This window comes from Bradyrhizobium sp. Kon37 (genome assembly GCF_055807535.1).
The window spans coordinates 495,675-515,993 of record NZ_JBVVOY010000003.1 but is presented as its reverse complement, the minus strand read 5'-3'; the positions used below and the strand labels follow the sequence as shown (position 1 = coordinate 515,993).

General features: G+C 64.7%; 16 protein-coding genes and 1 tRNA gene. 8 read left to right on the top strand and 9 right to left on the bottom strand.

Annotated features, from left to right (window positions below; genetic code table 11):
- Positions 1-24 precede the first annotated feature (24 nt).
- The 5 genes from dxs to AC0L3J_RS10255 all read right to left on the bottom strand — a co-directional run bounded on the left by dxs (position 25) and on the right by AC0L3J_RS10255 (position 6,438).
- On the bottom strand, positions 25-1,953 hold the full coding sequence (gene dxs, locus AC0L3J_RS10275; protein WP_027568725.1) for a 1-deoxy-D-xylulose-5-phosphate synthase: 1,929 nt from the start codon (positions 1,951-1,953) through the stop codon (positions 25-27).
- A gap of 596 nt (positions 1,954-2,549) precedes the next feature.
- The gene (locus tag AC0L3J_RS10270) at positions 2,550-2,801 is read right to left on the bottom strand and encodes an exodeoxyribonuclease VII small subunit (RefSeq protein ID WP_027516568.1); all 252 of its coding nucleotides are present in this window, start codon (positions 2,799-2,801) and stop codon (positions 2,550-2,552) included.
- Between the two features lie 73 nt (positions 2,802-2,874).
- Entirely contained in the window at positions 2,875-3,804 is a 930-nt protein-coding gene (locus tag AC0L3J_RS10265) for a histone deacetylase family protein (RefSeq protein WP_456765473.1), read from the bottom strand.
- A 134-nt stretch (positions 3,805-3,938) separates the two neighbouring features.
- On the bottom strand, positions 3,939-5,597 hold the full coding sequence (locus AC0L3J_RS10260; RefSeq protein WP_456765472.1) for a bifunctional metallophosphatase/5'-nucleotidase: 1,659 nt from the start codon (positions 5,595-5,597) through the stop codon (positions 3,939-3,941).
- Positions 5,598-5,676: 79 nt separating this feature from the next.
- Positions 5,677-6,438, bottom strand: a complete 762-nt coding sequence (locus tag AC0L3J_RS10255; protein ID WP_027516571.1) for an enoyl-CoA hydratase-related protein — start codon at positions 6,436-6,438, stop codon at positions 5,677-5,679.
- A gap of 247 nt (positions 6,439-6,685) precedes the next feature.
- Here AC0L3J_RS10255 and AC0L3J_RS10250 point away from each other — a divergent pair, with 247 nt between their 5' ends.
- Entirely contained in the window at positions 6,686-7,927 is a 1,242-nt protein-coding gene (locus tag AC0L3J_RS10250) for an MFS transporter (RefSeq protein ID WP_456765471.1), read from the top strand.
- 91 nt (positions 7,928-8,018) lie between these two features.
- Here the strand turns inward: AC0L3J_RS10250 and AC0L3J_RS10245 are convergent, their stop codons facing one another.
- Positions 8,019-9,797, bottom strand: a complete 1,779-nt coding sequence (locus AC0L3J_RS10245) for an acyl-CoA dehydrogenase (protein ID WP_456765470.1) — start codon at positions 9,795-9,797, stop codon at positions 8,019-8,021.
- A 254-nt stretch (positions 9,798-10,051) separates the two neighbouring features.
- On the opposite strand from AC0L3J_RS10245, the gene AC0L3J_RS10240 reads away from it, so the two are divergent.
- Positions 10,052-10,126, top strand: a tRNA-Gln gene (locus AC0L3J_RS10240).
- Between the two features lie 18 nt (positions 10,127-10,144).
- Here AC0L3J_RS10240 and AC0L3J_RS10235 read toward each other — a convergent pair.
- Complete coding sequence (locus AC0L3J_RS10235; protein ID WP_456765469.1) at positions 10,145-11,407, bottom strand: ROK family protein; 1,263 nt, start codon at positions 11,405-11,407, stop codon at positions 10,145-10,147.
- Between the two features lie 255 nt (positions 11,408-11,662).
- On the opposite strand from AC0L3J_RS10235, the gene AC0L3J_RS10230 reads away from it, so the two are divergent.
- The 4 genes from AC0L3J_RS10230 to AC0L3J_RS10215 all read left to right on the top strand — a co-directional run bounded on the left by AC0L3J_RS10230 (position 11,663) and on the right by AC0L3J_RS10215 (position 16,750).
- Positions 11,663-12,628 (top strand): sugar-binding protein, encoded by a 966-nt coding sequence (locus tag AC0L3J_RS10230; protein ID WP_247430774.1) that lies wholly within the window; start codon positions 11,663-11,665, stop codon positions 12,626-12,628.
- A 51-nt stretch (positions 12,629-12,679) separates the two neighbouring features.
- Entirely contained in the window at positions 12,680-14,206 is a 1,527-nt protein-coding gene (locus AC0L3J_RS10225; protein ID WP_456765468.1) for a sugar ABC transporter ATP-binding protein, read from the top strand.
- Positions 14,203-15,264 (top strand): ABC transporter permease, encoded by a 1,062-nt coding sequence (locus AC0L3J_RS10220; RefSeq protein ID WP_456765467.1) that lies wholly within the window; start codon positions 14,203-14,205, stop codon positions 15,262-15,264. Before AC0L3J_RS10225 ends, AC0L3J_RS10220 begins: the two co-directional genes overlap by 4 nt.
- Positions 15,265-15,400: 136 nt before the next feature.
- Positions 15,401-16,750, top strand: coding sequence for a carbohydrate porin (locus AC0L3J_RS10215; RefSeq protein ID WP_456765466.1), 1,350 nt, complete (start codon positions 15,401-15,403; stop codon positions 16,748-16,750).
- Positions 16,751-16,900: 150 nt separating this feature from the next.
- Here the strand turns inward: AC0L3J_RS10215 and AC0L3J_RS10210 are convergent, their stop codons facing one another.
- A complete protein-coding gene (locus AC0L3J_RS10210; protein ID WP_456765465.1) occupies positions 16,901-17,788 on the bottom strand; it encodes a VOC family protein in 888 nt (295 codons plus the stop codon).
- Between the two features lie 167 nt (positions 17,789-17,955).
- Here AC0L3J_RS10210 and AC0L3J_RS10205 point away from each other — a divergent pair, with 167 nt between their 5' ends.
- Positions 17,956-19,143 carry a CaiB/BaiF CoA transferase family protein gene (locus AC0L3J_RS10205; protein ID WP_456765464.1) on the top strand — a complete coding sequence of 396 codons (1,188 nt, stop codon included), beginning with the start codon at positions 17,956-17,958 and terminating at the stop codon, positions 19,141-19,143.
- A 138-nt stretch (positions 19,144-19,281) separates the two neighbouring features.
- Here the strand turns inward: AC0L3J_RS10205 and AC0L3J_RS10200 are convergent, their stop codons facing one another.
- Positions 19,282-20,004 (bottom strand): DUF72 domain-containing protein, encoded by a 723-nt coding sequence (locus AC0L3J_RS10200; protein WP_456765463.1) that lies wholly within the window; start codon positions 20,002-20,004, stop codon positions 19,282-19,284.
- A gap of 94 nt (positions 20,005-20,098) precedes the next feature.
- Between AC0L3J_RS10200 and AC0L3J_RS10195 the strand changes: the two genes are divergently transcribed.
- Positions 20,099-20,314, top strand: coding sequence for a hypothetical protein (locus AC0L3J_RS10195; protein WP_007607539.1), 216 nt, complete (start codon positions 20,099-20,101; stop codon positions 20,312-20,314).
- Positions 20,315-20,319: the final 5 nt, after the last annotated feature.

Below are 20,319 nucleotides of genomic sequence, written 5' to 3'. Positions count from 1 at the left end.
TTTACGGAAGGTCGAAGCTCGCTGTCAGGCGAGCTTGACCGTCTCGGCCTTGACGTCCTTGCCGAGCGCCTCGAACACCTTGGCGACGATGCCCTTGGCGTCGAGACCGGCACGACCGTACATCGCCGCCGGGGTGTCGTGGTCCTGGAACACGTCGGGCAGCACCATGGTGCGGAACCGCACCAGGCCGCTGTCGAGCGCGCCCTGGTCGCTCAGGTACTGCGCGACATGCGAGCCGAAACCGCCGACCGAGCCTTCCTCGATGGTGATGAGGATCTCGTGGTCGCGCGCGAGCTTGAGCACCAGCTCGGTGTCCAGCGGCTTCATGAAGCGCGCATCCGCGATCGTGGTCGAAAGGCCGTGGGCTGCGAGCTCGTCGGCGGCCTTCTCGCATTCGGCAAGGCGCGTGCCGAAGGAGAGCAGGGCGATCTTGCTGCCCTGGCGGACGATGCGGCCCTTGCCGATCTCGAGCGGAATGCCGACTTCGGGCATCTCGATGCCGCGGCCTTCGCCGCGCGGATAGCGCAGCGAGCTCGGACGATCGTTGATCGCGACCTGAGTTGCAACCATGTGCACCAGTTCGGCTTCGTCGGCCGCGGCCATGATCACCATGTTCGGCAGACAGCCGAGATAGGCGTTGTCGAACGAGCCGGCATGGGTGGCGCCGTCGGCGCCGACGAGGCCGGCGCGGTCGATGGCGAAGCGCACGGGCAGGCTCTGGATCGCGACGTCATGCACGATCTGGTCGTAGCCGCGCTGCAGGAAGGTCGAGTAGATCGCGCAGAACGGCTTGTAGCCTTCGGTGGCGAGACCGGCGGCGAACGTCACTGCGTGCTGCTCGGCAATGCCGACGTCGAAGGTGCGGTCCGGGAACGCCTTGTTGAAGATGTCGACGCCGGTGCCGGATGGCATCGCCGCGGTGATGGCGACGATCTTGTCGTCCTTCTCCGCTTCCTTGACGAGGCTCTGGCCGAACACGTTCTGATAGGCCGGTGCATTCGGCTTGGACTTGGCCTGGGTGCCGGTCGCAACGTCGAACTTGACCACGGCGTGGTACTTGTCGGCGGAGGCTTCCGCCGGGCCGTAGCCCTTGCCCTTCTGCGTCACGACGTGAACCAGGATCGGGCCGGTCTCCATGTCGCGCACGTTCTTCAACACGGGCAGGAGATGGTCGAGGTTATGGCCGTCGATCGGGCCGACGTAATAGAAGCCGAGCTCCTCGAACAGCGTGCCGCCGTCCATCATGAAGCCGCGGGAATATTCCTCGACGCGGTTGGCGCGGCTGGCGATGATCTTGGGCAAGCGCTTGTTGATCTGCTTGGCCGCATCGCGCAGCGTGCGGTAGGTCTTGCCCGAGTAGAGCCGCGACAGGTAGGCGCTCATCGCGCCGACCGGCGGTGCGATCGACATGTCGTTGTCGTTGAGGATGACGATCAGGCGCGAGTTCATCGCACCCGCATTGTTCATGGCCTCATAGGCCATGCCCGCCGACATCGCGCCGTCACCGATGACGGCGATAACGTTGTTCTTGCCGCCGGCGAGGTCGCGCGCGACCGCCATGCCGAGGCCGGCGGAGATCGAGGTCGAGGAATGCGCGGCGCCGAACGGATCGTAATCGCTCTCGCTGCGCTTGGTGAAGCCGGACAGCCCGCCGCCGGTGCGCAGCGTGCGGATGCGATCGCGCCGGCCGGTGAGGATCTTGTGCGGATAGGCCTGGTGGCCGACGTCCCAGATCAGCCGGTCGCGCGGGGTATCGAAGACGTAATGGATCGCAGTGGTGAGCTCGACCACGCCGAGGCCTGCGCCGAAGTGACCGCCGGTCACCGAGACGGCATCGATGGTCTCTTGACGCAGCTCGTCGGCGACCTGGCGAACCTGCTCGACCTTGAGCTTGCGCAGGTCGTCCGGCGTCCGGATGGTGTCGAGAAGCGGCGTTTTACTGTATGCGTTCACGGCGATTTCCAATTTGTCAGCGCCGGAAGATCGTTCCGGTGCGCGATGGGTTTGCTCAATATCGGCGCAGCGCGAGTCCTTAAACCGTCGGAGCCACCTGCATGGGGCAAAGCCCCGTCTTCAAGCTTAGGTGAGCTTAAGTGCTCTCCGGTTCAGTCTCTGTGATCCCTGTCACTTAGATCGGCTTCGTCCATCCCAGCCAATTCATCAGCAGTTTGAAGCGCTTGTCGTCGGTAATCAGTGCCTACGCAAGGCTTACAAAAAGCCACACTCCGCGCAGCTTTACACCAAAGCTTGGGCCAAAGCCAACCCGCTGGGCCGATTACGGGCATGCACTTGCAACCCCCGGGCCAGAGTGGTTAATCCCAGCGCCAGCTTAAGAGTTCCAAGCTGGCTCGGTTCCTCGGCAGTTTTTGGGGTGTGAGAAGCTGCTTTAGACGGGATTTTAGGAGAGATGGGCCCTCGTGAGGGAGTTCCATGATCTCCCCGCGACCCGGTTCCCTGAATCAAAGCAGCAGCAGCGGCCCCAAGAGGGCGTGCGATCATGAAAATTGCGGGTGGCCGATGCGTGGGATGGGCGGCTTTGAAGGCGGCCCTTACTGGACGTCGAGCGGCGCGGTGCCGGTGGCCTGGCCGCTGGCATCGGTGGTGATCTTGTCGACGCGCGCCTCAGCCTGGCGCAGCAGCTCCTCGCAGCGGCGCTTCAGGGCCTCGCCGCGCTCGTAGATCGTCACGGATTCCTCGAGCGGCACCTTGCCGTCCTCGAGCCGCTTCACGATTGTTTCGAGCTCCTCGATGGCGCGTTCGAAGGTCAGCCTGGAGACGTCGATTTGGGTATTTTCGGCCATATAAGTTTCCGATTGCCCGATTCGCTTCACGTCGGAGAAAGCAAAGTTTTGCGGGCGCAATGTGGCGGGTGCGTCAGGCGCCCATCAGGGCGCCGACATGCGCCGTAACAGATTCTTTCAGTCCTTGCAGGTCGTAGCCGCCTTCGAGCACAGAAACAACGCGCCCCCCTGCGGTCTTGTCGGCGAGGTCCATCAGCTTGCGCGTGACCCAGGCATAATCCTCCGCGCGCAAATTCAGCGACGCCAGCGGATCGCGATAATGCGCGTCGAAGCCGGCAGAGATGACGAGCAGCTCCGGGCTGAATTTTTCGAGCTGCGGCAGGATCAAATTCTCGAACGCGATGCGGAATTCCGGCCCGCCGTCCTCGGAGGCGAGCGGCGCGTTGACGATGGTGTCGTGGTCGCCGCGCTCGCTCTTGGCACCGGTGCCCGGAAACAGCGGCATCTGGTGCGTCGAGCAGTACATCACGGTCGGGTCCGACCAGAAGATGTCCTGCGTGCCGTTACCGTGATGCACGTCGAAATCGACGATGGCCGCGCGCGTGATGCCGTATTTGCGCTGCGCGTGGCGCGCGGCGATGGCGACGTTGTCGAAGAAGCAGAAGCCCATCGGCTTGCCGATCTCGGCGTGATGGCCGGGCGGGCGCACCGCGACGAAGGCGTTGCGATGCTCGCCCGCCATCACCGCTTCGGTCGCCGCGACCGCGCCACCGACGCCGCGCATCACCGCTTCCCACGTGCCTGGCGACATCGACGTGTCGCCATCGATATAGACCAGTCCGCTGGTCGGCGCGATGTGGCGCAGCTCCGTCACGTAGTGCTCGTTGTGGCAGAGCGTGACGAGATCGAGATCGCCCTCCGGCGCCTGGTCGCGCACCAGGAACTGGAAGCGCTCATGCGACAGCGCCTCCTCCACCGCGCGCAGGCGGTCCGGCCTTTCAGGGTGTCCCGGCGGCGTGACGTGGTCGAGGCAGGCCTTGTGGGAGAGGAGAAGCGTACTCATCAGTCGGCCTCATGGGATGCGGGCTCTCGACGTCGCTTGGCGCATCCGGCGCCAAAACGCAAATGCAAAACCCAATCTATGCGTTCCCCCGGGAATGGCAAAGGGTGGTCCCGGACCGGTCCGTTTGATCCGGATCAATTCATGCGCAGGATGCGGCTGAGCGGTAGCGGCCCGATCGGTCCGTGCGCCCTGAAGAACGCGAACAGCGCGTCGGCGTCGTAGCCGCCATATTGCAGCCCCGTGCCCTGTTTGACGACCGTGAAGCCGTCGCCACCGACTGCGAGGTAATCGTTGAGGGTGACGCGGTAGCCGCTTCCGGCTTCGATCGGTCTGCCGTTGAGCGTGATCTTCTCGTTGATCACGCGCTCGCCGTACGGCTTCGCCGCATCCCAGGCGTAACTGAACCCGTTGGAGACCTGGAGAATCCGCGGCCGCTTCGGATCGAGCCATTGCTGCTCCAGCATGTCCTTGAGCTGGCTGCCCGTGAGCGTCATGGTGACGAGCCGGTTGCGGAAAGGCTGGCTGGCGAAAACGTCGCCGAAGGTGATCGCGCCGTTCTCCTTTGGAACGATGTCGGTGCGGATGCCGCCGGGATTGGTGAGCGCGATAACGGCACCGCCGTCCTTGGCGTCCCGGGTCGCGGCGAGCTGCGCGTCCGCAATGACGTCGCCGAGCGCGCTTTCGCCGGCCTCGTTCGGCACGCGTGACAGCGTCTGCGTCACCGATCCAGCCGGGCGGTTGGCGATCGGCGCCGAAAGTCTGTCGTAGCCCTCGATCAGTGCGGTCTGCTCGGGATCCCTGGGCAGCGAGGCATTGGCGACGAGGACGTTCTCGGCCTTGGCGCTGACGACGTCGCGGGTTGCCGGATCGAGCTTGAGATCGATCGCGGTGACCAGCGTACCGTATTTGTCGCCGCTGGTGACGAGCCGCCCGTCGATTTGGCAAACATAAGCACGATGAGTGTGGCCACTGACCACGACGTCGACGGCGCGATCGAATTTTTTCACGATGTCGACGATCGGCCCGGTGATGGCGGGGCATTCATTGTAGTCACCGGCCGGCTCGCCGCCCTGGTGGATCAGCACCACGATCGCCTCGACCCCGCGCGCCTTCAGCTGCGGCACCAGCGCGTTCACCGTCTCGGCTTCGTCGCGGAATTCGAGCCCCGTGATGCCTGATGGCGAGACGATGCCCGCGGTCTCCTTCAAGGTCAGCCCGATGAAGGCGATGGGAATGCCCTCGAATTCCCTGATCTCGTAAGGCGGCAGCACGCTCCTGCCGGTCGCGGTCTCGATGGTAGATGCCGCGAGGTAGTGGAATTTGGCGCCCGTGAAGGGATGCGGCCCCTGACAGCCGTCGACCGGATGACAGCCCCCGTTCTGCATCCGCAGGAGCTCGGTCTTGCCCTCGTCGAATTCGTGATTGCCGACCGAACTGATCGCGAGCCCCATCATCGAGAGCGACTCGATCGAAGGTTCGTCGTGGAACATCGCCGACAGGAACGGGCTCGCGCCGATCAGGTCGCCGGCGGCGACGAAGATCGTGTTCTTGTGGCCCTCGCGCAGCTGCTTCACCAGCGTCGCCATGTATTCGGCGCCGCCCGCCGCCACCATCACCTTCCTGGACTTGTCCTCGGGATCGCTGATCCGGATGCCGCCCGGCGGCGGGCGTAGATTGCCGTGGAAATCGTTGATCGCGAGGATGCGCAGCTCGACCGGCGCGGCGGTTTGGGCGGACGCGGGCAGGGTGGCGAGCGCGAGAGAGAGGATCGTCAGGCGGAGAACATGTCGCATGGAACCAGACTAGTCGTTCCGCAAGAAGATTTCACGAAAGTTCTCGCCGTCATTCCGCGGCGATGCGCCGGACGGCACCCTATTTTTTCTTCTTCCTGTTCGCAAACGCGTTGAAGGCGGCGGTGGCTTCTTCCGACTTCAGCCGCTCACCGAACAAATGGGCCTCCTGATCGATGCGGCGGGTGAGCTCCTCGGACGCCACGCGCAGCAGTTTGCGCGAGGTCGCGACCGCTTCGGCGGGGAGCCGGCAGATATCGCGCGCCACCTTGCGCGCCTCGACCTCGGTATGCCCCGGCGAGACCACGGTGTTGACGAAGCCGGCGGCATGCGCTTCGGCGGCCGTAAAAGTCCGTCCCATCACCAGCATGGCGAAGGCGCGCTGGTAGCCCATCGTGTTCGGCATCAAGAGACTGGACGCGCCGACCGGCACCAATCCGAGATGGATGTAGGGCGCGGAGAAGGTCGCCGCGTTCGAGGCCAGCACATAGTCGCAATGGAACAGCATCACGGTGCCCATGCCGATCGACGCGCCGTCCACGGCCGCGATCACCGGCTTGGCGTTGAGTGCGAGCGAATAGAGAAACTTCGCGCCGTCGGACAGCGTCTCGGGGCGCGACGTGTCGGCGTGCATGAAATCGTCGATGTCGTCGCCGGCGGTGAACACGCCGGAGCCGCCGGTGATGATCATGCAGCGGATGTCGGGATTGTTCTGCGCGGTGTCGATCGCGCGGCTCATCTCCCGATACATGTCCTGCGTGATCGCGTTCTTCTTGCTCGGGCGACGCAGGGTGATCACGCGCGTTCCGCGCTCTTCGGTGACGATGATGTTGCCATTCGGCATGAAGGGGCCCCTGCGGTCGCCGCGACACTGACATTGGCTAGACTCGCGAAACGTCAGCCTACATCATCTTGCAGGCGTGCCAATGCGCTGGCTCGACCTTTTGGAGACCGAATTCGCGTGAGACGGGCGCATCACGCTCCTCGCCGTGCTGCGCGTTGCAACAATCAGCTACCTTTTTCATTTGAAAAACCCCTGGTTGTGGTGCACGATCGCCTCGCGCCGCTCCATTTGGCCGATTGCCCGATTGATGATTGCCGCCACGCGTGTTGACGAATCTTCGCTGCACTACCGCGGCTGGCGCGTCGTGCTGGCCTGCTTCCTGATGGCTTTCTTCATGTTCGGCTTCGGCCTGTACGGCCAGGGCGTCTATCTCGCCGAACTGCAGCGCGCCCATGGCTGGCCGGGCACGCTGGTCTCCGCGGCCAGCACCTTCTCCTTTCTCCTGACTGCCGTGCTCGTCATCTTCACCGACGATCTGCTCGCCCGCATCGGGCTGCGGTCGTTGATCCTGTGCGGCCTGTCGGCGCTCGGCGCTTCGACGGTGCTGCTGGCGCTGTTGCAGACGCCCTGGCAGCTCTATCTCGCCTATGCCCTGATGTCGGTCGGCTGGACCGGCATGGGCACGGTGGTGATCGCGACCGTGCTGAATTCCTGGTTCGAACGGCGCCGCGGGCTCGCGCTCAGCCTCGCCTACAACGGCGCGACCTGCGGCGGCATCGTGCTCGTGCCGCTGCTGCTGACGCTGAGCGGCAGCATCGGCTTCCGTTCCGCGATGCTGGCGGCCACCCTGGCGATGGTGGTGCTGGTGCTGCCGGTGGTGGTCATCTTCACCGGTTGGCGCACCGAAATGCCGCCGACGCCGGGCGGGGATTCATTCGATGGCGGCACCGCCTTGCCTGCGGTTCACTCGCGCAAGACGCTGCTCGCCAACGCGGCGTTCTGGACCATGGTGCTGCCGATCGCGATCGCGCTGCTGGCGCAGATGGGATTCATCATCCACCAGGTGACGTTCCTCGAACCGCTGATCGGCCGCGCCAGTGCGGGCCTTGCCGTCACCATCATGGCGGCGATGGCGGTGGTCGGGCGCCTGTCGCTCGGCCTGTTCGTGGATCGGCTCGATCCGCGGCTCGCCTGCGCGGCATCGATGACGAGCCAGGCGGCGGCTCTGTTCGTGCTTCTGCAAAGCACGAACCCGACCGTGCTGCTCGTGTGCTGCGCCGTCTACGGTTTCTCGATCGGCAACATGATCACGTTCCCGCCTTTGATCATCCAGCGCGAGATCGGCGCCAGCGCCTTCGCCGCCGCGATGGGACTGGGCACCTCGATCAGCGGCATCGTCAGCGCCTTCGGCCCCGGGATCGTCGGTCTCGTGCGCAGCGTAACCGGCGATTACACGAGCGCGTTTGCGATGTGCGTGGTGCTAGATCTGGTGGCGGCGGCCGTTGTGCTGTGGCGGCCGGGGAGACGTACGAAGCTCGCGGCTTCGTAGCCCGGATGGAGCGCAGCGCAATCCGGGATTCGTGTCACCAGCAATGACGGCTCCGGACTGCGCTGCGCTCCATCCAGGCTACGCGTCCCAGCTACCCCAACAGCACCGCATCCGCCGCCGCGACCGACTCCGCGCTCTCCGTCACGGTGCGCTCGAGCGCGCCGGCCTGCACGGCGATGTTCTCGGCGAAGAAGCGCGCCAGCGAGACGTAGCGCGCGGCGTCCGTGATGCCATCGGATTTCGCGGCGAGCGCTTCGGACGCCAGCATGCAGCCGCCCAGCGTGGCGCCGAACTGCTGCAGATACGGCGTCGCGCCGGCCAGCGCCTCGTTCGGCGCGGACGCAACCCGCTCCAGCAGCCATTTGCTGGTGCGCGTCAGCGCCTCCAGTGCCTCGCGCAATTTCACGCCCGTGGTGCCGAAGGCGGGATCGTTGGAGGCTTCGACCTGCTTCACGATGGCCGAGAGCTCGTCGAGCAGCGCCCACACCGCCGCGCCGCCATTGGCCGCGAGTTTTCGCGTGACGAGGTCGATGGCCTGGATGCCGTTGGTGCCCTCGTAGATCGCGGTGATGCGGGCATCGCGATAGTGCTGCGCCGCGCCGGTCTCCTCGATGAAGCCCATCCCACCATGCACCTGCACGCCGAGATAGGCGACCTCGTTGCCGATATCGGTGGAATAGCCCTTGGCCATCGGCGTCAGCAGCGCCGCGCGCGCGGCAGCGTCGGCGCGGACCTTCGGATCCCTGGCGCGTGTCGAGACGTCGATCGCGACCGCGGTCGCATAGCAGATGGTGCGCGCCGCCGCGGTCTGTGCCCGCATCCGCATCAGCATGCGCTTGACGTCGGGATGCACGAAGATCGGATCGGAGCCGTCACCCTTGTTGCCGAGGGCGCGGCCCTGCTTGCGCTCTTGTGCGTACGATAATGCCTGCTGATAGGCGCGATCGGCGACACCGACGCCTTCGAGGCCGACGCCGAGGCGGGCCTGGTTCATCATCGTGAACATGCAGCGCATGCCCTGGTTCTCTTCGCCGACCAGGAAGCCGATCGCGCCGCCATGATCGCCCATGGTCATGGTGCAGGTGGGGGAGGCATGCATGCCGAGCTTGTGCTCGACGCCAGAGGCAAAAATGTCGTTGCGCGCACCGAGCGAGCCGTCTTCGTTCACCATGAATTTGGGAACGAGGAACAGCGATATCCCCTTGGTGCCGGCGGGCGCGTCCGGCAGGCGCGCCAGCACGAAATGCACGATGTTGTCGGTCATGTCGTGCTCGCCATAGGTGATGAAGATCTTCGTCCCCTTGATGCGATAGGTGCCGTCGGCCTGCTTCTCGGCGCGGGTGCGCAGCGCGCCGACATCGGAGCCGGCCTGCGGCTCGGTCAGCTGCATCGTGCCGGTCCATTCGCCGGAGACGAGCTTCTCGAGATAGATCTTCTTCAATGCGTCGCTGCCGTGCGCGTCCAGCGCCTCCATCGCCGACGCGGTCAGCAGCGGGCAGAGGCCGAAGGCGACGTTGGCGGCACTCCAGATCTCGGTGCAGGCGGCGTTGATCGCGAGCGGTAGGCCCTGGCCGCCGAAATCCTCAGGGCCGGAGACCGCGTTCCAGCCGCCCTCGGTCCAGCGCTTGTAGGCATCCGGCCAGCCCGGCGCGGTCGTGACCTTGCCGTCGCTGAGCTTGATGCCGTGCTCGTCGCCGACCTTGTTCAGCGGCGCCAGCACGTCGGTTGCGAACTTGCCGGCTTCCTCCAGCACGGCGCTCACGATATCGCCGTCGAAATCGCCGTAATGGCCGGCCTCCATGGCAGCCTTCAGGCCGGCGCCGTGGTTGAGCGACAGCAGCATGTCAGAGATCGGCGCGCGGTAGGTCATGGCTCACTCCCGGAGAGACAGGTCTTGGCGTCGTATTCCCATGAAACGGCGGAGGTCTCAACTGTCAGGAGGGGTGGCGGAGCTGCTGTCGGGAGCGGGGGGCGTAGCGCCCATATCAGGCATGGCGCCGCGCCACCGGCGCCTGTGGTATTTTGCCCCTCCGGGCGGTTGAAATGCCGCGCCTCTCCCTATAGACCGGCACCACTCGAGGGAATCCGCGGACGCTCCTGTCGCCGCCGTTCCCCAGGGCCTGATGGGGCGTAGCCAAGTGGTAAGGCAGCGGATTTTGATTCCGCCATTCGGAGGTTCGATCCCTCCCGCCCCAGCCAGCGCTTAGCTCGCGGCGCTTACTCGGTCGCTTCCATGTGGTTTTGGTCCACGACCCGCAGCGTCCGTCGCACCATGCCCTCGACAATGACCGTCGACTCGCTTGGACGCAGATGGATCGCCGTGGACCTGAGCAGCCATGGCAACACCGACTGCTCGAGCCGCTCTTCATAGGCGTGGCGCATCATGTCGAATGCCATCAGGCCTGGACCCGCCAGGATGACATGGTGCGGCCGCAGCACCGATATCGTTGCGGCGACCGCCTCCGCCAGCGCGCGACCCGCCTGCAGGAATAGGTGCTCGAGACGTGGATCGCCGCCCAGCGCGCGCTCGCGCAACAGGGCCATCTGCCCCTCGGACGGCTGCTGCGAGTCCGCCGGCGGCAGATCGAGAAAAGTGCGGGCGTCGCGATAGAGCGCATAATCGGCGAGATAAGCCTCGATACAGCCGCGCTGGCCGCAGCGGCATTGCGGGCCGTCCGGCGCCAGCTTGACATGGCCGATCTCGCTGCCGGCGCCCCAACGTGCTTCACCGTCTGCAACGACGCCCATCCCGATGCCGTGACCGACCATGATCGTGGCCGAGAGGCCTTGCGCCAATGCCGGTTCGGCGGCCGTGAGGGCGAGCGCGACCGCGACAGCGTCGTTCGCCATCACGACATCGACGCCGAACGCCTGACGTATCGGCGTCGCCAGATCGACTTCGGTGATCGACAGCGCGGGGCTCCACAATGTCGTGCCGGTGTCGACGTTCACGATGCCTTGCAGCGCAATCCCGATTCCCAACAGCCGATGGCGCGGCGTCGCCGTCGCATCGAGCAGCGCATTGATCTGCGCGATCACGAGATCGCGCAGCGCGGCTGCATCGAGCGCGCGCGTCGACAGTGCAAGTCGCGACTGCGCCACGCCGGAGCCGCGGAAATCCGCGATCAGCGTCTCGATCAGGTTCATGCGGACCGAGATCGCGACGATGCGCCCGAACTCCGGGTTCAGGGTCAGCAGCACGGCCGGCCGGCCGCGGCGACGGCCATTCGGCCCGTCCGCATCCTCTTCCTCGCCATCCTCGGACCACGGCGTTGCCGCCGTCTCGGTCTCGCACAGCAGCTCTTCCGCGATCAGCCGCGACGTCAGGCCGGAAACGGCCGGGAAGCTCAGGCCTGTACTGCGGGCGAGCGCGACGCGTGGCAGCGGCCCCTGGCGTCGCAAGACGTCGACGAGCCGGCCGCGGTTGGATTCGCGGGCCGTGTTCGACATGCGTCTGGACGGCTCAATTTGGTCAACCATGCTGCCTATTTAATTCATCAGGTAAATTTAATGGAGGGGACGAGATGCCGGTGTAACCGGAAAAGCACAATCGGATTCGGTTTTCAGCAGCCATATTTACTATTATCGTACCATCTGTACTATTTAGACTTGAAGAAGGGGCAAGTACATCCTGATCCGGCTGTTTTGCCCTGCGGCATTTGTTCGCGACGTAAATAAAAGATGGCGCATAAGCGCTGTGAAACCCCCGAACGGGGGTGACCAAGGGAGGTGTACATGAACGGATCGATGAAGAAACTCATGGTGTCGCTGTTTGCGACCGCAGCTGCGCTCGCGGTCGCTACGGGGGCGGCGCAGGCCCAGCAGAAAAAGACCATCGCGCTGGTGACCAATGCCGCGGCCGATTTCTGGACCATCGCCGGCCGCGGGCTCGAGAAGGCTCAGAAGGAGCACCCGGAATACGACATCCAGTTGATCGTCACGAACGAGGCGACCGCGGCGGGCCAGCGGCGCGAGCTGGACGACCTGCTGGTGCGCGGCGTCGCCGGTATCTCGATCTCGGTCGACGATGCGCCGCACGCGACCGAAGAGCTCAACAAGGTTGCGGCCAAGACCGTGCTGATCACGACGGACAGCGACGCGCCGCAGAGCAATCGGCTCGCTTATATCGGCACCGACAACGTCGCGGCCGGACGGCAAGCGGGCGAGGAGATCAAGAAGGCGCTGCCGAACGGCGGCAAGATCGCGCTGTTCGTCGGCACGATGGACGCGGACAATGCCCGCGAGCGGGTGCAGGGCATCAAGGACGCGATCGCCGGCACCAAGGTCGAGCTGGTCGACGTGTTCACCGACCAGGTGGACTTCGCCAAGGCCAAGGCGAACATGGAGAACGTGCTGGTCAAATATCCCGACATCGCACTGTTGTCCGGGCTTTGGAGCTACGAGACACCGCTGATCTATGACGCGGTCAAGGCGGCGGGCAAGGCCGGCAAGGTGAAGATCGTCGGTTTCGACGAGGACCAGCGCACGCTGCGGGGTGTTTCCGACGGCACGATCGAATCGACCGTGGTGCAGCAGCCCTACGAGTTCGGCTATCTCTCCGCCACCAACATCATCAAGACGCTGAACGGCGACAAGTCCTGGATCCCGGCGGGCGGCAAGCTGATCGTGCCGACCAAGGTGATCAGCAAGGCCAACGTCGCGGCGTTCACCGCAGACATGAAGAACCTCCTCAAGAAGTGAGTTTCAGGCGCCCGGCGGCATGTCCGCCGGGCGTCGTGCGGGAGGAAATGAATGGCGGAAATCCTGTTCGAACTCGCCGGGATCAGCAAATCCTATCCCGGGGTCATGGCGCTCGATGACGTCAGTTTGCGCGTGGATCGCGGCGAGGTCGTGGGCCTGATCGGCGAGAACGGCGCCGGCAAGTCGACGCTGATGCGCGTGCTCGGCGGCGTGATCGCGCCGAGCGAGGGCGTGATCCGCATCGGCGGCACCGACCACGCACGTGTGACGGTGACCGAGGCGACGCAGGCCGGCATCGCCTTCGTGCACCAGGAACTGAACCTGTTCGAAAATCTCGACGTCGCAGCCAACGTGTTCATCGGCCGCGAGAAGCTGATGGGCGGGCCGCTGAAGCTGGTGGACAATGCCGAGATGCGTGATCGCGTGACGCCGCTGCTGGAGCGGCTCGGCGCCGATTTCACCCCGGACACGCTGGTCGAAGACCTCTCCATCGCCGAGCGTCAAATGGTGGAGATCGCCAAGGCACTCTCGATCGACGCCCGCGTGATTATCATGGACGAGCCGACCTCCAGCCTGACGATTTCGGAGACGGAACGGCTGCTGGAAGTGATTGTCGATCTGAAGGCGCACGGCATTTCGGTGATCTACATCTCTCACCGGCTCGGCGAGATCATGACCTGCGCTGACCGCGTCGTCGTGCTGCGCGACGGGCGCACTGTTGGCGAGTTGGCGCGGGACCAGCTGAGCCACGCCGCAATGATCCGGCTGATGATCGGCCGCGACCTGAAAGCGCTGCATACCCCGCCGAAACACGCGCCGCAGCCGGGCGGTTGCGATATCGTCGGCGTCGTGACATCAGCCTTCCCCGACCGGCAGGTTGATCTTTCCGTACGGCATGGCGAGATCCTGGGCCTGGCGGGGCTCGTGGGCGCCGGCCGCACTTCTCTCGCCCGCGCAGCGTTTGGCATTGACCCGCTGCTGGGCGGCGAGATCAGGATCGACAACGCACCGGTCGCTGTCGCATCGCCGCGCGACGCGATCAGCCAAGGCATCTATCTGGTGCCGGAGGACCGCAAGAAATCCGGGCTCGTGCTGGAATTGCCGATCCGCGAGAACATGACGCTGGCGAGCCTGTTGGATCATGCGCGGATGTGGCTGGTCAGCGGCGCAGCCGAGCGCAAGGTCGCGAAAGAGCAGGTCAGGCGTCTCTCCATCAAGGCGCCGAGCATCGACATGGAGGTGGTGACGCTCTCCGGCGGCAACCAGCAGAAGGTCGTGCTCGGCAAATGGCTGTCCATGCAGCCGCGCGTGATGTTCTTCGACGAGCCGACCCGCGGCATCGACGTCGGCGCCAAGGGCGAGATCTACGCGTTGATGCGCGAGCTTGCCGACCAGGGCGTCGCGATCGTGATGATCTCCTCGGACATGGAGGAAGTCATCGGCGTCTCCGACCGCGTGGCGGTCATGCATGAAGGCGGCGTCAGCGGCGTGCTCGAGCGGGAGCAGTTCAGCGAATACAACGTATTGCGACTGGCCATGGGCCAGGCGCTCGAAACCGCGGAAGCGGCCGCGCCATGATCAGGAAAGAGCTCGGTCTGGGATTGCTGCTGGTGGTGATCGCCGCCATCACGGGCGCGATCAATCCCGCCTTCCTGTCGCTGGTGAACCTCTTGAACATGGCCAATCTGATCGGCCTGTTCGGTGTGTTCGCGCTCGGCGAGGGGCTCGTGATCATCACCGGCGGCATCGACCTGTCGCTCGGCTCGATGTTTGCGCTGCTCGGCGTCGTGTTCGTCGACCTTCTGACGACCTACGAGGTGCCGTGGCCCCTGGCGCTCGCGGCCGTGCTGCTGGGCGGGCTGGTGCTTGGCGGCATCCAGGGGTTCCTGATCACCCGGCTGAAGATGCAGCCCTTCATCGTGACGCTGTGTGGCTTGCTGATCTATCGCGGCGCCGCCCGCTACTACACGAGCGATTCGACCCGCGGCTTCGGTTACGGCGACGAGGCGGCGACACTGAGCAACATCGCTTCGGGCAATGTGGCGGGAATCCCGAACACCTTCATCCTCCTGATCATGCTTGCGCTGATCCTCGGCGTGCTGCTGCACCGCTCGGTCTACGGGCGCTGGCTTTATGCCGTCGGCAAAAACGAGGAAGCCGCGCGCTTCTCGGGCATCAACACAAACTTCGTGATCGCAACCGCCTATATCATCAGCGGCGGGCTCGCCGGAGTTTCGACGGTCTTGTTCGTGTTCTACACGAACTCGGTCTCGCCGAGCTCCTTCGGCAATTTCTACGAGCTCTACGCGATCGCGGCCGCCGTCCTGGGCGGGTGCAGCCTGCGCGGCGGCGAGGGATCCATTCTCGGTATCGTGCTGGGCACGGCGCTGCTGCAGGTGTTGCAGAACTTGGTGAACATCCTGGGCATTCCCAACTCGCTGAACTTCGCGGTGATGGGCACGGTCATTCTGATCGGCGTGTTGGCGGATCAGCAATTGCAGGCGCGACGGCGGCGCAAGCTGGCGCTGGCCGGCGTCGCTCGCGCCACGCCGAAATCGACATTGGCGGAGCAAGTCCAAGGCGCGTCACCGCGCGCCACGGATGCATTGCCGGCGAGAGCGGGTGATCGGCCATGACGGATCCAGGCTCCAGTTAACACAAGGCTGCCTAGTCGGCGGCCGCTGGGGAGGGAGTGCGTTCCAGGCTCGAGGGCTTTGGGCAGGGACGTGAGGCGAAACAAGCAAAGCCTGAGACGGCGGGAGGACGAGTAAAATGTTGCGCAGGTTTATAAACACCGCAGGGGTGTGCGGTGTGGGGATTGCTTTCTCATCGCTGTTTTGCGGTGGAGTATATGCGGCCGATTTTTCGACGAAAGCTGCACCTGTTCCGTATGGTACGGCTGACGATTTCTGGACGCGGCCGTATCTGTTCGGCGATCTCGGCAGGACCAGGCTGAAGGAACAGGGCATCGAGCTGGGCCTGACGCTCGGCAACGAATCCGTCGGCAACCTCTCGGGTGGAAGCAGGAACACCGCAGCCAACGCCGGTCAATTGTGGTTCGGCGCGAAGCTGGATATGGGAAAACTCGCCGGCATCCCCGGCGGCACCGTCGGTCTCACGCTGGTCGACCGCTTCGGCAAGAACCTGAATACCGAAGCGGACATTCCCGCCCTGCAGCTGACCAACGAAGTGTTCGGCCGCGGCAATATTCTGCGCCTGACGCAGCTCTATTATTCGCAGAAGCTTTTCGATGACCGCCTTGAACTCAAGGGCGGCCGTCTTCCGGTCGGCTCCGATTTCTTCTTCGGTCTCTGCGAGTTCATCAACCTGACCTTCTGCGGCGGTCAGCCCGGCAACATCCAGGGTGGCTACATCTACAACTGGCCGGTGAGCCAGTGGGCCGGTGTCGTGCATTACAAGATCGCGCCGGAATTCACGGTGTCGGTCGGTGTCTACGATGCCAATCCGGGTTACCTGACGACGTCGGACCCGGGCGTCTACTTCCTGCCCGGCATTCCCGCCTCGAATCGCGCCAGCGGCGTGATGGTGCCGGTGGAGCTGGTCTGGGCGCCGAAGGGGCCCTTGACCGGGACCTGGAGACTTGGCGGCTGGTACGACAGCGCCTCCTCCATTGATGGCGGTCTTCCCGGTGTCATCAGCACCATCCCGGGCGTCGGTGGCGTCCCGGATCAAAATATCAGCGATCAACGCGGCCGCTTCGGTGTTTACGAGTCGATCCTGCAGCGGTTGACCGTCGAGGGTCCGGGCGCGCAGGGTTGGTATACCTTCCTCAACACCACCGTCGCCGATCACCGGACGTCGTATCAGGATTACCAGATCGCCCTCGGCTTCAGGCATACTGGAACGTTCTCCTGGCGCCCCCAGGACGAAGTCGGCTTCGCGGTCGGCACGACCCACGTGAACACGGCTGCCCTCAGTCCCAACGCCGGCGGCAACGAAGTGCCGCTCGAAGTCTGGTACGGATGGCAGGCGACCGGCTGGCTGAACCTCAAGTTCGACGCCCAGTATGTCATCAATCCCGGCGGGCGCGGCTATAACGCCGTGGGCGTGAAGACCGACAACGCCGTGGTTCTTGGCATGCGCACCGAGGTCCACTTCTGACGGGACGCTCACCCGTCTGATGCGAAAGGTGGGGCATGCCCGTCCCACCGGAGCGCACGCAACATGTGGCGGCTCCACTCAGCGGAGCCGCCCGGCCGCGACTTCGGTCATTCCGACGTTGCTGCGGCCAGGCCGGGACTTGGTTATCGCCTATCCCTCATACTGGTCCGGCCCCATCGCCCAAAGCGATTGATCGTGGCCGGATGCGTAGTTGCGATTGTTCAGCGCCGGATTGCGATTGACCATCGGCCGCATGAACATCGGATGGGTGGCGCTGCGCACCTCGTGCTCGACCGTGAACAGCGGTTTACCGCTGTCGAGATCGACGATGTCGCAGAAGCGGTACTGATATTGATTGTCCTCGCGCGAGATCAGATCGCGCGCCAGCAGCTTGCGATACGGGCCGGAAAAGTCGGTGATGTACATCTGCACATGGTGGCCGTCATAGTCACCTTGCGGCCGATCGGTCTCGCGAAACAACAGATGCTGGTCGCGGCCCGTCTTCACGGCGGCAACCGCGCCGTCGCCGTTCCGCAACTCGGATGGCATGCCCATGATCTCGGGGTAGAAGGCACAGATGCGCGCGGCGGATCCCACCGGTACGTCGAACTCGACATAGGGGATGCCGAGCGCGACGCGGCCGAAGCGCGCCGCGTCGGGCTCGTAGCAGCGCAAGCGGTTGCCCCACGGACAAATCGCTTCGACATGGTCGTTGTGCTCGGCGAAGGCGAACGCGGTACCCTCGAGCTTTTTGGCGACCGACGCCAATCGCGCCAGCAGCGCCTCGCGGCCCGCGATGACCAGCCCGACATGACCGCGCAGCACCTGCGGCCGGCCGCTCGGCAAATGAAACTGGCTCCGTCCGGCGTTGATCCACATATTGGTGTCGGACACCATCAGAAAGGGATCGCGGGTGAGCCCGAGGCCTGCGACATAGAACAGCGTGGCGAGGCGCTGGTCCGGGACCTGGATATTGACGTGCTCGAAATGGATCGCGTTGCCGAGATCTTCTTTGGATCGATCGAATTGTTGCGGCATGGACGGGGCTCTGATGGGGGAGGGACAGGTCCATACTAGAGCACAATTTCCGCCAGTCGAAATGATTCGCGGATCACATCTCGAGGGTAGCGGCATGGCGTCCGTTGCCACCTTGCCGCCAATGCCAATCCCTGTAAGCTGACAAAAAGCACGAAGGAAAGAGATCGATGGGAGGGGTTCTGGACGGCGTCCGGGTTCTCGATTTCGGGCGCTATATCGCGGGGCCCTATTGCGCGACCTTGCTGGCCGAATACGGCGCCGAGGTCATTCGCGTGGAGAAGCGCGACGGCAGCGAGGACCGCTTCGTGGCGCCGGTGGGCGAAAATGGCGAAGGCGCGCTGTTTCTTCAGGTCAACCGCAACAAGAAGTGCCTCACGCTCGATCCGATGAAGCCGGAAGGGCAGGAGGTGATGCGCCGGCTGATTGCGACCGCGGACGTGGTCGTCGCCAATTTGCCGCCGCAGACCTTGCGCGCGATGAAGCTCGACTACGATTCGCTCAAGGCGATCAAGCCGGACATCATCCTGACGACGGCCACCGCGTTCGGCGGGCCGGGGCCATGGTCCGACCGCGTCGGCTTCGACGGCGTCGGCCAGGTCATGTCAGGCTCGGTGTACATGACCGGCGCCGGCGATCCGCCCTACCGGGCCGCGGTCAACTGGGTCGATTTCGGGACGGCGCTGCATTGCGCGTTCGGCACGCTCGCCGCGCTGATCGAGCGCGGCAAATCCGGGCGTGGGCAGATCGTCGAGGGCGCATTGCTCGCAACCGCCTTGTCCTTCACCAATGCCACGCTGATCGAGCAGGCCGTCATCAACGTCAATCGGGTGCCGACAGGCAATCTCGGCCAGACCGCGGCGCCCGCCGACATCTACCGCACCAGGGACGGCTGGGTGCTGTGCCAGGTCACGGGGCATCCGCTGTTCAAGCGCTGGGCCAGGCTCATGGGCGAAGAGGAGGTCTGGCTGAACGATCCGCGCTTTGCCGACGACATCAGCCGCGGCAACAACGGCCCTGTGATCAGCGAGCGGATGGCGCGCTGGTGCGCCGAGCGCACCACGCAGGAGGCCGTCGACACCCTGGGCAAGGCCATGATTCCGACCGGCCCCGTGCTGAGCCCGCAGCAGGCGCTGGATCATCCGCACATCCGCGCCGCCGGCTTCATGCAGGACGTCGACTATCCCGGCCTGCCGAAGCCCGCACCGGTGGCACGCGCCGCCGTCCGCCTGTCGGAAACGCCCGGCGAAATCGCGACGCGCCCGCCCACGCTCGGCGAGCATACCGATCTTATCCTGACCGAGCTCGGCTACGACAAGGCCGCGATCGCGGCGCTCCGGCAAGGCGGCATCGTCTAGCGAGGAAGGGCACGGTATCTTTGCCGCGAAACACGACCTCATCCTGAGGGCCCGCCGCAGGCGGGCGTCTCGAAGGATGGCCGCAGGCGAGATTGCCGCATCGTGCACGCCATAGGCAATGTCCTGCGCTTGTGGGCGCTACAGCAATTGCTTCAACGCCTGTGCATCGGCCGGCGCCGCGCTCTTCTGGTCGTTGTCGAAATAGACGTAGACGTCGCAGCCCTGCCGCTTCCAGGACTTGATGCGCCGCGCCCATTGCGCCAGCGTGGGTTTCGTATAGTGCCCGTGATAGCGCCCGCTTGGTCCGTGTCCGCGCACATAGACGAAATCCGCCGTGCGCTTCCACGGCGCCGGCGCGTCGTGATGGTCGGACAGGCACAGCGAAATGTTCTCGTCGGCCAGCATCCGCAAGATGCGCGGCTGATACCAGCTCGGATGGCGGAATTCGAAACTGTAACGCCGCTTCCGCGACAGCAGCTTGAAGAAGCCGGCGAGACGGTCCGCGTCGGCCTCGAATTGCGGCGGCAGCTGGAACAGGATCGGGCCGGCCTTGCCGCCGAGCCGTGAGATGCGATCCTCGAGCAGCTCGAGGCTGTTCACCGAGCGGTCGGACAGGCGCTTCCAATGCGTGATGAATTTCGACGCTTTCCACGCGAAGACGAAATCGCGGCCGGTCTGCTCTCGCCACCCCTTGACGGCCTCCGGCGTCGGGGTGCGGTAGAACACTCCGTTCAGCTCGGTGGTGTCGAACTGTCCGGCGTAATAGCTCAGCTGCTGCTTCAGCGTCACGCCCTCGGGAAAGAACGGGCCTCGCCAGGAGGCGTAGTGCCAGCCGGAAGTTCCGATCAGAACGCGCGCCATGTTTGAGGTGTCCATCCGTTGCGATTTGCCGGATGGGAACGTCCGTGCGGCCGATACGTTGCTCGTGAGCTTGATCAACGCAGGACCGGAACCGATGTACGCGCTGTTCGAAGGCAACAAGCAGATCGGCGATCCCTTTCCCTCCGAGAAGGAGGTGTGGGAAGCCGCCTTGATCGAGGGGCTGGTGACCGACGTGCCGGTCGCGGACGAGGAGGGCGGCCGCCTTCTGCCCGCCGGCTATCACGTCGCGCAGGTCGAGGAAACGTTCGAGCCGAAGCCCGGCTGGAAGCTGCCGCGCGAGATCTCTTGAGCGGG

Bases quoted from the DNA above. Each gene is read 5' to 3' on its own strand.
- AC0L3J_RS10270 (WP_027516568.1), bottom strand. From the start codon at position 2,801: ATGGCCGAAAATACCCAAATCGACGTCTCCAGGCTGACCTTCGAACGC.
- AC0L3J_RS10265 (WP_456765473.1), bottom strand. From the start codon at position 3,804: ATGAGTACGCTTCTCCTCTCCCACAAGGCCTGCCTCGACCACGTCACG.
- AC0L3J_RS10260 (WP_456765472.1), bottom strand. From the start codon at position 5,597: ATGCGACATGTTCTCCGCCTGACGATCCTCTCTCTCGCGCTCGCCACC.
- AC0L3J_RS10255 (WP_027516571.1), bottom strand. From the start codon at position 6,438: ATGCCGAATGGCAACATCATCGTCACCGAAGAGCGCGGAACGCGCGTG.
- AC0L3J_RS10250 (WP_456765471.1), top strand. From the start codon at position 6,686: ATGATTGCCGCCACGCGTGTTGACGAATCTTCGCTGCACTACCGCGGC.
- AC0L3J_RS10245 (WP_456765470.1), bottom strand. From the start codon at position 9,797: ATGACCTACCGCGCGCCGATCTCTGACATGCTGCTGTCGCTCAACCAC.
- AC0L3J_RS10235 (WP_456765469.1), bottom strand. From the start codon at position 11,407: ATGGTTGACCAAATTGAGCCGTCCAGACGCATGTCGAACACGGCCCGC.
- AC0L3J_RS10230 (WP_247430774.1), top strand. From the start codon at position 11,663: ATGAACGGATCGATGAAGAAACTCATGGTGTCGCTGTTTGCGACCGCA.
- AC0L3J_RS10225 (WP_456765468.1), top strand. From the start codon at position 12,680: ATGGCGGAAATCCTGTTCGAACTCGCCGGGATCAGCAAATCCTATCCC.
- AC0L3J_RS10220 (WP_456765467.1), top strand. From the start codon at position 14,203: ATGATCAGGAAAGAGCTCGGTCTGGGATTGCTGCTGGTGGTGATCGCC.
- AC0L3J_RS10215 (WP_456765466.1), top strand. From the start codon at position 15,401: ATGTTGCGCAGGTTTATAAACACCGCAGGGGTGTGCGGTGTGGGGATT.
- AC0L3J_RS10210 (WP_456765465.1), bottom strand. From the start codon at position 17,788: ATGCCGCAACAATTCGATCGATCCAAAGAAGATCTCGGCAACGCGATC.
- AC0L3J_RS10205 (WP_456765464.1), top strand. From the start codon at position 17,956: ATGGGAGGGGTTCTGGACGGCGTCCGGGTTCTCGATTTCGGGCGCTAT.
- AC0L3J_RS10200 (WP_456765463.1), bottom strand. From the start codon at position 20,004: ATGGCGCGCGTTCTGATCGGAACTTCCGGCTGGCACTACGCCTCCTGG.
- AC0L3J_RS10195 (WP_007607539.1), top strand. From the start codon at position 20,099: ATGTACGCGCTGTTCGAAGGCAACAAGCAGATCGGCGATCCCTTTCCC.